This window comes from Methylobacterium sp. E-016 (assembly GCF_022829745.1).
GTDB lineage: Bacteria > Pseudomonadota > Alphaproteobacteria > Rhizobiales > Beijerinckiaceae > Methylobacterium.
Genome location: NZ_JAKSYF010000164.1, coordinates 1 through 10,639, shown reverse-complemented (window position 1 = coordinate 10,639; position 10,639 = coordinate 1). Strand labels below are relative to the sequence as shown.

Genomic DNA, 10,639 nt, shown 5'->3' with positions numbered 1-10,639 from the left:
TGTGTTGCAGTGCAACATTCGTCGCTGGCTCGTGTTGGATAGATGCTACCCTCGCATCGCCGCGTGAGGGACGGCATCCCGATCGTCCGCTCGTCGTGCGGGTCCGGAGGTGCTGCCATCCTCCGGAGAGACATCATGATGTGAAGAGTTTCGGGCGCCGCGAGGCGTACGAAAGTCGTGGAAGAACGAACCCGCGGGATGGCGGGCGCAGAGCTATGGGGATTTGGGCAGACCGTCGTCCCCAGCGAGGGACGGAAGGCGTGTGATTACCGGCGCCTGGGTACCTGAGCGCTCCCGGATTGCCCGGTTTCCGGCGTTTGGCGGAGCGCGACAGGGTCGGGCGACAGCGTACGTGAAGACCATTCTGGCGTTCGGCGCGCGGAGAGGCGTGCCCCGAGGTGTGCCTCCTCGGATGTGTGGTGGTGCCAGGCCATGCCGGGTCATGGCGTACACGCCCGGTTCGGCGCGGGGCTGAACGGCGGCCCGCGCGGTTGGTACCAACCTGCGAAGGAGCCGACGATCGTCATGGGACCGCCGCAGCGGGGGCAAGGCGGTCGAACGTCGGTCGCAGCGTCTCGGGTGTCCGGTTCTGGGTCGGTGGATCGCGACGGGGGCGGTGTGCCGAGGATCGCGCGGATGTGGGCCAGACCGGCCTTCCGGTTCGAGCCGGCGAGGAAGCCGTAGTGCCGGATGCGGTGGAAGCCGCGCGGCAGGACATGGAGGAGGAAGCGCCGGATGAACTCCGTGGCGGACAGGGTCATGACCCGCGCTTGCCCAGCCCCGGCGCGCCGATAGTCCTTGACGCGGAAGCTGACGTTCGCCCCGTCGAAGGCGAGGATGCGCCGGCTGGAGATGGCGACGCGGTGGGTGTAGCTCGCCAGGTAGGCGAGCACGGCCTTCGGTCCGGCGAAGGGCGGCTTGGCGTAGACGACCCAGCGCTTCCTGCGCACCGGGGCGAGCGCGCGGACGAAGGCCTTGGCGTCGGAGAGTGGGGCCAGGGTGCCGAAGAAGGCGAGCATCCCGGCCTCGTGGAGGGCGGCGAGCCCTTCGAGGATCAGGCGGCGGAACAGCATGCCCAGCACCCTCACCGGCAGAAGGAAGGGAGGGCGCGACGCGACCCATCGGGTCCCGTCCGGCGAGAGGCCGCCGCCGGGCACGATCATGTGGAGATGGGGATGGTGGGTCATGGCCGAGCCCCAGGTGTGGAGCACAGCGATGAGGCCGATGCGGGCACCGAGATGCTTCGGGTCGGCGGCGATCCACGTCATGGTCGCGCTCGCTGCCCGGAACAGCAGGTCGTAGACGGCGGCCTTGTTCTGGAAGGCGATGGCGGCGATCTCGGCGGGCAGGGTGAAGACGACGTGGAAGTAGCCGACCGGGAGCAGGTCGGCCTCGCGCGCGGCGAGCCAGTCGCGCGCCGCCGCGTCCTGGCAGCGTGGGCAGTGCCGGTTGCGGCAGGCGTTGTAGGCGACGCGCAGGTGGCCGCACGCGTCGCAGCCCTCGACATGGCCGCCGAGGCCGGCCGTGCGGCACTGCTCGATCGCCGCCATCACCTTGAGCGCGGCCAAGTTCAAATGACCGGCCCCGTCAGCGCGGTAGGCGGGGCCGGCGGCGCGGAAGACGTCGGCCAGCTCGATCGCGACGCGCATCGCCTCAAGCCGGTACCGGGCCGTCCGTATGGAACAGGGCGAGCCTGTCGAGTGGGCTCCTCACGGCCCGCACCGTCGGGGTGGCAACCTTGGCGTAGAACGCCGTCGTGTCGAGTCGGGCATGTCCCAGCAGCACCTGGATGACGCGGATATCGACGCCGTCCTCCAGGAGGTGGGTGGCGAAGGAATGGCGCAGGGTATGGGGACCGACACGCTTGGAGATCCCGGCCGACCAGGCCGCCTCCAACACGATACGGTGAAGCTGGCGCGTGCTGATCGGCCGGGCCCAGTCCTGTCCGGGAAACAGCCAGCCCTCGCGATGCAGGACGCCCTGCCGGTGTCCCTCGGTCCCCCAGCGCCGCAGGAGACCCAGAAGATCGGCGGACAGCATCGCGTTGCGGTCGCGGCCGCCTTTGCCACGCTCGACCCGCAGGAGCATGCGCGTCGAGTCGACATCGCCGATCCTGAGCGCCGCGACCTCGGCCACGCGCAATCCCGCGCCATAGGCTATCGACAGGGCCGCCAGGTGCTTGAGGCAGACCGTGGCGCCGAGCAGCCGGCGCACCTCGTCGGCGCTCAGGACGTCGGGCAGCGGGCGCGGATGGTTGAGGCGGACCAGCCTGCGAGCGAGATCCGGCCGCTCGATCGTATGGACGAAGAAGAACCGCAGGGCCGAGACGATGGCATTCATCGTCGGCACCCCGAGGCCGACCTCCTGCTGCGCGATCTCGAAACGGCGCAGGTCGTCGACGGTCGCCGTGTCGGGCGAGCGCCGCAGGAACGTCGCCAGACGCCCGACGTCGCGGATGTAGTTGCGCTGCGTCTCACGGGAAAACCGACCCAGGGTCATGTTGTCGGTCAGGCGCTGACGCAGCGAGCCGACGGCAGCGGCGGGAACGGCAAGGATGGTCATGGGATGGCTCCACTCGATGGAAGGGAGCCACGATCGTCCGCCCAGGCCGGGCGACGCTCAATCAGCGCAGGGCGCTCGTCTAAATCCGAAAACCTCGAAGCTGCCACCCATCCCGCGCGAGCGGGTTCGTTCAGCCACCCTAAGCGGACCTCGCCAATGGGTACCAAGCGTCAGATTTGGACCACTAGCCCCGCGGGCTGACGTGCGCCTCACCCGGGCGCACGTCGGGCGCTGTGCGCCTGCCGCCGTTCATCTTGGCGTTACTTTTGACGTTCCTTGCATGGCCGCGATGTAACATGTGCCATGCGCGATCCCGGCTACCACCCATTCCATTCCTACCTGGAGCGCGGTTCCGCCCGCCCGGCCCGGGTCCGCCGCCAGACCGCCGGCCGCATGCGAGATCTACGCGCCCGGCAGCGCGAAACCGGCCGCCCAGATCCGGCCGCTCTCGACAGGGCCATCGTGGACGCCTTCAGGGACGCGATCGCCGGGTCGGTCCGGGGTGGCGCCACGCGGTGGGACATCGACCCGATGGGCCTTGTCCTCGGGATCGCGGAACACCTGCGCGCCCGTTCCGAGCGGGCGATCCTGGCAGGGAAAGTCGGCATCGTGTACCAGCGGGAGGCCGTAGCCGAGGCGATCCATCTGAGGCTTCTGGCCCCAAAAGCCTGAAGCCGGGTTTTCCCGGATCCGCGTTTCCTTCGACGGAAGTAACGTGAGCGTATCCACCTTCTGGAAACCACTCACTGAACTTGTGACCGCTTAAAGCCCAGGGATAACCCGCCCGGATGGTTGCCCGGATCCCCACGACGACTCATCCTCCAGGTACGAGATCAGCCCCGCCTGGAGAGAGCCCCGATGTCCTACGAGACCCGCCACATCACCGCCGACGTCGTTGGCCGCAGCGCTCAGGGCATGCTGCTCGCCCACTACGCCCTGAAGGATTTCTGCGCCGGGATCGAGCGGGCCCGTGTCGAGGAGGTCGACGCGGTTTCGACCGTCGTCGCCGAGCTGCATCGCGCCCGCCGCCAAGCCGCGGCCGCCCTCGCGGAGGTGGAGCGCCTCCGGGCCGAGGCCGACCAGCTGCGTCAGGATCTCCGCTCAGCCGGGGGCGCGCTGGCGGCCGAGCGCGCCCGTGCCGATCGGCTGGACGGATCCCTGCGCAGGCTGATCGCTGGCGTGCATGCCGACCGAGCGCGCCGGGCCGCGGCATGAAAAAACCCGCCGGGGTGACCGGCGGGTTTTTTTGGTGCGCGGGGCGGTGCGGGTCAGCGCGGGCGCGGGCTGTAGCTGCGGTCGAATACCAGGCCGAGGTCTTCCAGCGTGTCGGCGATCCGCTGCTCGCGCGATGCCGTCGTCCCGCCCGTGGCGCCCCGTCCGGTCTTCATCGGCACGGCATGCGGCAAGACCGGCGGAAGGTTGCCGGGGCCGGACGCGGTGCTGCCGGAGAGACCACGGTTGATGTGCCGCTGCAGGGGGGCGCCCTGAGCCGAGATTATGCTGCCGAGGTGATGGGCGTCGAGCCTCTCGATCCAGGCCTCCAGCGCGGCCGGCAGCGGAACGAGTTCCGGGTGCCGCTCGTGCGTGAAAAGCCTCTTGCGGGCATGCGCCAGGACCAAGTCCGCCATCGGCGTAGGCTCGCGCGGGATGGGGGACGGGGCCTCGATCGGGGCCGCGCGGACAGCCTCCACCGCGGCTGCGGCGACATCGGCGGCCCGCGGCTTGGGCTCCCAGCCAAACAGTCTCAGCGGTGACAGGAGCGCCCCGAAAATCGCCGCCAGCAGGGCACGGATAAAATTCAACATTTGTTGGTTTCCTTCGCGACTGAGGCGGCCCCGCGCCGGGGGCCGCCGATGAGGGATTGAAGCGCGGAATGTTGAAAGTCAGAGCAGTAGGGCGACGGCGTCCTCCGGGGCTGGGTACTGCTTCGGACACTTGATGCCTCTGTAGAAGAGAGTGTGAGCGAGCCGATACGGGATCTGCTTGCGGTGACCGTGCAGGATGCCGAGCGCATGGGCCGCTTCGCCCTGATCGAGGCTCTCGCGCTCCGAGACAACGTGGCCCCTCCACGTTGTCGCCTGGGACCAGCCCGACGAATTTCGAACCGCAGCCCAGTCCTCGTCGCGCGCTGATAAAAAGCGACACGCCTCCAGGGCAGCGACCCGTACCTGCGCATCGTCCGCCCGCGCGAACCAATTCGCCGGCGGCACCCGGCCGAGCCGCTCATTCGCGCGCTCGACGTTACCCCTCGCGTTGCTTAGGTACCTGTCGGCGGCCCGGACCCCGTGCCGCGTCCAGTCCTCCTTCGCGACGAGATCGCGCGCGAAGGCAAGGTGACGGCCGAATGCCCACGGGCGGTCCCGCAGCATGTCTTCTAGATGCCGGCGAATAAGGGCCGCCGTCGTGGCGACCTCGGCAACTTCCGCAGCGATGCCCTCCGCCTCGCGGCGGCCCTGCTCGTCGCGCCATGCGGCGGCCTCCGTGACTACACGGTCGACCTCGGCCTTAAGGGCGTCCGCGTCGTAGGGGAGTCCCGTGTCCCACCAGCACGCGACCAGGTGCGAGAACTGGTGGCCGAGGCCGGTCCACGAGTAGCCGGCGTTCACGAGCGAGCCGCGGGACGCCTTGTAGGCGTCGGAGTAGGCCTGGGGCGGCTCATGGCAGTGCCAGAGCGGCAAGTCGTGTCCGTACCGCCGGAACGTGCCGGCGAACGTCCAAGTAGCTCCGAAGGTGATCGGGGGCATTACGGGTATTCGCAAAAACCGGGGCTTCCGACCTGAGGCCGGGTCCGCAGATGCGCGGACTGACGTATCCTCCTCCTGCCGTTAGCCTTTTGCAAGCGGAATGAATAACCAACAGAAATGACGGCATTCACAACAGTTTCACCAACACGCTGTTGGTGAAACTGTTGGGCTAAGATTTGTGCAGTAGAGGACGATCTTTTCCTCTTGCGGTCGCCGGATACGTCCCATCTAATACCGAGACGCGGATTTGCTAATCGCAGGATCCGGGCCGGTGGAGGGAAGTATCGTGAGGGCTACTTTGAGAAGGCGTCTCTCCAGGGACCCGGACGACGTGGCGCTCCAGCGCCTGGAGGCAGAGATCCAGAAGTCCGGTTCTGCCAAGGCGTATGCGGAGCGCGCAGGGTTTTCCGAGACGTACGTCAGCGACGTCCGGTGCGGCCGTCGGGGGCCCGGGCTGAGCCTGTTGCTCGCGCTCGGCCTGATCCGCGTCGTTTCCTACGCCCCCGCCCCGGAGGCCCGGTCGTGAGCGCCTCACTCTGGACGCCCGCCGCCCGCGCTCGCGTGCTGGAGCTCTACGGCCAGCCCGACACGAGCGGGACGTCGATCGCCAAGGTGCTGGCCACCGAGTTCGACTTGCACGTGACAAAGAGCGCGGCCATCGGTGTCGCGCACCGCGGCGCGCCCCGGCCGCCCCGGGTCAAGCTGACGCCCGAGGAGAGCCTCACCCGGAGCCGGGACCTCAAGCGCCGGGCGCGAGCTGCAGCCCGCGATGGGCAGCCTGCGCCGGCCTGGGCTTACCCGGGGGCGAACCGGCCGGCTCGGGTGGCGGCGCCCAAGAAGCCGTCCGTCCCGAGGCCGGTTGCGGCGCCCAAGCCGGTGGCCGCAGCGCCGCGGCCGGCTGCGCCGCCGAGGGTTGTCATCATCGCCCCCGTCCCCCCATCGCTGCTGATCCCGCTAATCGCCGCGCCGATCGGGGCATGCCGCTTCATCGCGGACGACCCGAAGGCGGGCCCGGCGCTGGTCTACGGGCACGTCGCGGCGCCCGGTTCGGCCTGGTGCCCGGCGCATCGCGCGATCTGCACGCAGCCGGCCGGGCGTCCCGTCTGGATCCCCGGCCTGAGGAGGGCGGTATGAGCCGGTCCGGGACTTCCCTCGATGCGACGCTCGGCAGCCTGCAGCGGACCGCCGCCTCTCTGGCGATCGGCTCCCTCGACGATGTTCGCGCTCAGCGATGGCTGGCTCTGCGTCTCCCGGCGGCATGCCGGCCCCGCGATCGAATGACCCTGTTTCCGTCTCCATTCGGCACCCCGCTCAACGCGTATGGCATTGAGGGTGACGATCAGCCGGATCGCTCGTGTCACGCCGATCATCCGGTCTACAGAGATGCGCTGGCCCGGAGTGAGATCAGCGACCGCACCGTAGTTGCCGGCTATCTCCGGGGCGAAAGTGTCGTGACATGTGCCGGCAACAGCGTCCCCCCGACGCTGCAGGTCGTCACTGATTGGTTGAACGGCCTTTGGGAGGAAGACCCCCGCTTCCTGGATAAGCTGCCCCGCGTGACTTGGGACCAGGCCGAGGTGCACGCGGAACGGTGGCACCAGCGGATGCTCACCAAGCGAGCGGATCGTGTGGCCGGCAACGAGGGCACTGTCGATCGCCTCGACGTGCCAGCGCTTCCCGGCTGGCTTTGGGTCCACCTCGTCACTGAACGCGCCCTCGACGCCGAGGGTTCTATCATGGGCCACTGCGTCGGACGCGGTTACGATCACACCACCTGGTCCGATGGCGTGCGTCCCGATGACTGGAGAGCCGATGCCGGCATCTGGAGCCTGAGGGATCCAGTCGGGCGGTCCCGCGTCACGGTGGAGATCGCACACGACGGGATCGTGCAGGCGCAGGGCCCGGGCAACGACCGCCCCGAGGCCGAGACCGTGCCGGCGTTCGCGGTTCTCATCGAACGGTTCGAGAAGGTGGGGATCGAGTTCGATGTCCCGTACTGGCTCGTCCGCGAGGAGAGTGGGGCGACGCATCTGCGGATGAAGGAGGAAGCTCGGGCTGATTTTGAAGCGCGCCGCGAGCCTGTCCAGACGGTCGCCTATGGCCAGGTCATGTTCCGCCCCGCGGGGGGCGATACGTTTGTAGATCTCGGCGACGTCGATGGGCTGCGGATCGACATGCAGCCGACCCGCCGGCAGCGCTACGCCAGGCGCGGGGCGATCGCGAACGTCGAGGCTGTGACGACCTCTCTTGAGGCCGAGATCCAGCTGACGCCGACGGATGCGGCCCGGTTCGTCGAGGCCATGAGCCGGTTGCGGGACAATGCCGCCATCGACGCGATCGTCGGTCCCGGCCGGCCTGCTTCGCAGATGGAGGAGGACCCGCCGGCCGCGCCACTGCCCCGGGTACGGAGCGACCGCGATGCGGGGCTGCCCCGATACCGCCGTCACGAACGCCAGCAGGATGGAAGGAGGCCCCGATGAGCGCGCACGGCAAACCCACGACCGTTTCCTGCAAGGACGGTTCGACCTTCCTTGTCACCGGATCGCCGGGCCATGTCGTCCTGTTCGCGACCTTCCGGGACAAGGCGGTCGTCTCTACCGGGCTGGGCCGGTTCCAGACGTTCCATGAGCCCGGAGACCTGCGCGCCGAGCACAAGGGTATGCCGGTCGAGGTCGTGCGTGCCTACGCCAAGGCGCACGGCGGCGTTGACCATGCAGGCGAGGAAGCCCTCGCCCTGCTGAAATCTCTGCCGTCGACCGCCGAGCCCGTGATGGGCGAACCCGTCACCGATTCGCGCCCCCAGGCGGCGGTGGAGGTCGCCCCCGAGAGCCCTCTTACCATCGCTCGGGGAGCCGGTCTGGCCGGGTGGTCCCCGGCCGAGGCTCACCCCCGGGCACTGGATCAACATGACGTGGAAGGAGCGCCGGCGCTTGTCCTCGATGAACTGACGACGGCTGTCATTGAAGCGCGGCGGGCGGTCGCGGATTTCGAGGGGCCGGTCGTGTGGAAGCGCGAGTGGGCGAAGCCTCGGGTGGACAGGCTCCCGGAGATCTCCGCCCTCTGGCGACGGATCTCCAAGGGCGCTGGCCTCGCGAGCCGCCTGATCGTCGTGACGCAACCTCGTTACGCCTCCCACCCCCTGCAGGCGGAAGGCGTGCAGCTGCGAGCTCAGCTGCAGCGCATCGGCGACGAGGCGTTCGCGATGAAGCGGGATCGGGACGAGGCCGATATCGAGCACTACCAGCGCCTCAACAGCGTGCTTGCCGAGAGCTGATAGTGCCGGCCCTTAATTCGTGCGCGTCATGTCCCCATAATGGGGACATGGGCGGCCGGTGCCCGCTCTATCGATGGGAGACCACGAGAATGACGACCAAGACCAAAACCCAGGTCCGGATCATCGCTCTGGATCATCATTTCGAGGCGGTGCCGGAGGAGTGCGCAAGCGCCGTACTTTTCTGGGTGCGAGACAGGGAGTGGCGCACGCGTCAGTACGACAGCCTCGAAGCCACCCGGGAGGCGGCCGAGACGTTCCGCGCGCTCGGCGGCGTTCTTGAAGATGGGGCGGAGCCGGTGATGCCGTCGCCTGCAGCTGAGCCCGACGCGCAGCACGACGTTGCTGCGCTCGTCGGCGGCATTATCAGTGATTTGCAGGAGGAAGCCGCGGCCGATCTCGTCGACGCCTTCCCGCGCGACGCGGCAGAGATCGAGGCAATCGGCGAGCTTAGCGATGGCCGGTATCTCGCGTCCGGTGAGGACGGCCTCGATGTCTACGCCGATGGCGACGACAGCCAGCCCTACTTCACGATCCCCCGCGGCCTTCACCCCGCGATCGCGCGTCGGCTGATCGACACGTGGGAGGCTGGCTACAAGCGTGGCCTCGCCAACGGCGGCGAGATGGCCCGCCGCGACATGCGCCGGATGCGGGGCGTCGCGCAGTGAGCATCACCCGCGAGAACCTCATCATGCTGGCGCAGGATCTCTACGGGGATCGGTGGCGCCGGAAATTGGCCCGCGCCCTGGGACCTCTCCATCCCCAGGGCGCCCGCGAGACGATCGATCCGCGCCTTCCTGCCCGTTGGGCGACCGGCGAGCGCGACATCCCGGCATGGGTCGGCCCGGCGATCAGGGGCCTGGCCCTGGCTCGCTACGAGGCGCTGCGGGCCGGGGCCATCCGAAGCGGCCTGATCGAGGAGTGACAGCCATGCCCCGCCGCCCGTCCTTCGCCGCCAACACCCCGACCGCCTCCCTCCGCGAATGGATCGCCAACGCCGTCGCCGAGCTTTTCCAAACGCCGCGGGTTCTCCCGATCCTGCGGCGCCCCCCGCCCGAGCCGGAGCCCCCGTTGCCCTTGCTGTTCGAGGACCTCCCCGAACAGCGCCGGGGAGAGCCGGGGCCGGTCATGCCGGCCCCGGATCCGGAGCCGACCGTCGAGCTCGACCCGCGGGATTTCCCGAACGCAGCATTGATGAGCCGGATCATCGGTGACGCGCTTCCCCCGCCGAGCGCGCTCACGGTCACGCGCAGGCGGTTGAAGCGGGAGCGTGCCGAGGCTGCGGCTGAGCGGGAGGCTGAGGTCGCCAAGACCGAGCCGTCAAAGTCGAACCTCTCGCTCACATTCGATATGGGTACGTTGAGGACCAGACACCCAAAGGACCGGATCTTCGCAATCCATTCGGGCTGCCGTGGAAAGCTTCATGTTTGCTCGCCCCCGTTCCGTCTGAACGAAAACCTTGAGCAGGGCACCTTCGGGATCAGGGACGAATTCCTCGGTCAGGTTGTGCAAACCAAGGTCGCGCGTGCCCTCCTGTTCCGACGCCTGGATCCCGACTTCATGGACGGCGTCGGTGTTGGCCAGCGTTACGTGTTGCTGAGGTTTTGGGACGACGAGGATGGGCAGGTGTGGAGCATGCCCGTCGAGGGAGAGGATGACGCCGCGGTGCTGACCGCGATCCGGACCACGACGGCGCTCTACCGACGGAGCTGGCGCGATCCCTGATGGGTCTCCTCAGATCTGAGGAGGCCCACCCTCCATCAGCCCCTCAGCCAGAACGCCCGAGATCGTGCAGCCGTCCGGCACATCCCCAACCCGGGCGGGCCGGTACCGGGCGCGCGAGCAGCACCGGAAATAGTCCAGCCCGACCGGGGCCTCCCCCGGCCGGCTCTGTGCATTCACGCTGGCGACGGCGGCCTGCGTGTCAATCGGCGTTGAAAAGGGACCCGGGATCGGCGTCCAAAAAGGACCCACTGGCGGCATGGTTTCCATTGATCGGTGACGCAGCGGGCGACGCCGCGAAGCCGTCAGGGTGAGCGCAGCGGCGTCGCCCGCGTCTCCA

The 10,639-nt window shown here is 68.7% G+C and carries 14 protein-coding genes; 9 read left to right on the top strand and 5 right to left on the bottom strand.

The window, feature by feature from the left end; translation table 11 throughout:
• Positions 1 to 440: 440 nt before the first annotated feature.
• Complete coding sequence (locus tag MKK68_RS24665; RefSeq protein ID WP_244033209.1) at positions 441 to 1,649, bottom strand: IS91 family transposase; 1,209 nt, start codon at positions 1,647 to 1,649, stop codon at positions 441 to 443.
• A gap of 4 nt (positions 1,650 to 1,653) precedes the next feature.
• The gene (locus MKK68_RS24660; RefSeq protein ID WP_244033208.1) at positions 1,654 to 2,562 is read right to left on the bottom strand and encodes a tyrosine-type recombinase/integrase; all 909 of its coding nucleotides are present in this window, start codon (positions 2,560 to 2,562) and stop codon (positions 1,654 to 1,656) included.
• 303 nt (positions 2,563 to 2,865) lie between these two features.
• Here MKK68_RS24660 and MKK68_RS24655 point away from each other — a divergent pair, with 303 nt between their 5' ends.
• The gene (locus tag MKK68_RS24655; protein WP_244033207.1) at positions 2,866 to 3,234 is read left to right on the top strand and encodes a hypothetical protein; all 369 of its coding nucleotides are present in this window, start codon (positions 2,866 to 2,868) and stop codon (positions 3,232 to 3,234) included.
• A gap of 186 nt (positions 3,235 to 3,420) precedes the next feature.
• Positions 3,421 to 3,777 carry a hypothetical protein gene (locus MKK68_RS24650; protein WP_244033206.1) on the top strand — a complete coding sequence of 119 codons (357 nt, stop codon included), beginning with the start codon at positions 3,421 to 3,423 and terminating at the stop codon, positions 3,775 to 3,777.
• Positions 3,778 to 3,830: 53 nt separating this feature from the next.
• Here MKK68_RS24650 and MKK68_RS24645 read toward each other — a convergent pair whose 3' ends face one another.
• Both MKK68_RS24645 and MKK68_RS24640 read right to left on the bottom strand, forming a co-directional pair.
• Positions 3,831 to 4,190: a hypothetical protein gene (locus MKK68_RS24645; RefSeq protein WP_244033205.1), complete on the bottom strand. Its 360-nt coding sequence runs from the start codon at positions 4,188 to 4,190 to the stop codon at positions 3,831 to 3,833.
• A gap of 255 nt (positions 4,191 to 4,445) precedes the next feature.
• Positions 4,446 to 5,240: a hypothetical protein gene (locus tag MKK68_RS24640; RefSeq protein ID WP_244033204.1), complete on the bottom strand. Its 795-nt coding sequence runs from the start codon at positions 5,238 to 5,240 to the stop codon at positions 4,446 to 4,448.
• 397 nt (positions 5,241 to 5,637) lie between these two features.
• Here MKK68_RS24640 and MKK68_RS24635 point away from each other — a divergent pair, with 397 nt between their 5' ends.
• The 7 genes from MKK68_RS24635 (at position 5,638) to MKK68_RS24605 (ending at position 10,302) form a co-directional block, all read left to right on the top strand.
• A complete protein-coding gene (locus tag MKK68_RS24635; protein ID WP_244033203.1) occupies positions 5,638 to 5,832 on the top strand; it encodes a hypothetical protein in 195 nt (64 codons plus the stop codon).
• Positions 5,829 to 6,440 (top strand): hypothetical protein, encoded by a 612-nt coding sequence (locus MKK68_RS29605; RefSeq protein ID WP_279605491.1) that lies wholly within the window; start codon positions 5,829 to 5,831, stop codon positions 6,438 to 6,440. The genes MKK68_RS24635 and MKK68_RS29605 overlap by 4 nt, the downstream gene beginning before the upstream one ends.
• Entirely contained in the window at positions 6,437 to 7,786 is a 1,350-nt protein-coding gene (locus MKK68_RS24625) for a hypothetical protein (RefSeq protein ID WP_244033202.1), read from the top strand. The genes MKK68_RS29605 and MKK68_RS24625 overlap by 4 nt, the downstream gene beginning before the upstream one ends.
• Positions 7,783 to 8,580, top strand: a complete 798-nt coding sequence (locus MKK68_RS24620; protein ID WP_244033201.1) for a hypothetical protein — start codon at positions 7,783 to 7,785, stop codon at positions 8,578 to 8,580. Before MKK68_RS24625 ends, MKK68_RS24620 begins: the two co-directional genes overlap by 4 nt.
• Before the next feature lie 89 nt (positions 8,581 to 8,669).
• Positions 8,670 to 9,245 carry a hypothetical protein gene (locus MKK68_RS24615; protein WP_244033200.1) on the top strand — a complete coding sequence of 192 codons (576 nt, stop codon included), beginning with the start codon at positions 8,670 to 8,672 and terminating at the stop codon, positions 9,243 to 9,245.
• Positions 9,242 to 9,502 (top strand): hypothetical protein, encoded by a 261-nt coding sequence (locus MKK68_RS24610; protein WP_244033199.1) that lies wholly within the window; start codon positions 9,242 to 9,244, stop codon positions 9,500 to 9,502. The genes MKK68_RS24615 and MKK68_RS24610 overlap by 4 nt, the downstream gene beginning before the upstream one ends.
• 5 nt (positions 9,503 to 9,507) lie before the next feature.
• Positions 9,508 to 10,302, top strand: coding sequence for a hypothetical protein (locus MKK68_RS24605; protein WP_244033198.1), 795 nt, complete (start codon positions 9,508 to 9,510; stop codon positions 10,300 to 10,302).
• 9 nt (positions 10,303 to 10,311) lie between these two features.
• On the opposite strand, the gene MKK68_RS24600 is transcribed toward MKK68_RS24605, so the two are convergent.
• On the bottom strand, positions 10,312 to 10,639 hold a 328-nt coding region (locus tag MKK68_RS24600), incomplete at its 5' end, for a hypothetical protein (protein ID WP_244033197.1).

What these genes read in the sequence shown, in the direction of transcription:
- MKK68_RS24625 (WP_244033202.1), top strand. Translation starts at nt 6,437, where the DNA reads ATGAGCCGGTCCGGGACTTCCCTCGATGCGACGCTCGGCAGCCTGCAG.
- MKK68_RS24655 (WP_244033207.1), top strand. Translation starts at nt 2,866, where the DNA reads ATGCGCGATCCCGGCTACCACCCATTCCATTCCTACCTGGAGCGCGGT.
- MKK68_RS24650 (WP_244033206.1), top strand. Translation starts at nt 3,421, where the DNA reads ATGTCCTACGAGACCCGCCACATCACCGCCGACGTCGTTGGCCGCAGC.
- MKK68_RS24615 (WP_244033200.1), top strand. Translation starts at nt 8,670, where the DNA reads ATGACGACCAAGACCAAAACCCAGGTCCGGATCATCGCTCTGGATCAT.
- MKK68_RS24645 (WP_244033205.1), bottom strand. Translation starts at nt 4,190, where the DNA reads ATGGCGGACTTGGTCCTGGCGCATGCCCGCAAGAGGCTTTTCACGCAC.
- MKK68_RS24660 (WP_244033208.1), bottom strand. Translation starts at nt 2,562, where the DNA reads ATGACCATCCTTGCCGTTCCCGCCGCTGCCGTCGGCTCGCTGCGTCAG.
- MKK68_RS24665 (WP_244033209.1), bottom strand. Translation starts at nt 1,649, where the DNA reads ATGCGCGTCGCGATCGAGCTGGCCGACGTCTTCCGCGCCGCCGGCCCC.
- MKK68_RS24620 (WP_244033201.1), top strand. Translation starts at nt 7,783, where the DNA reads ATGAGCGCGCACGGCAAACCCACGACCGTTTCCTGCAAGGACGGTTCG.
- MKK68_RS24605 (WP_244033198.1), top strand. Translation starts at nt 9,508, where the DNA reads ATGCCCCGCCGCCCGTCCTTCGCCGCCAACACCCCGACCGCCTCCCTC.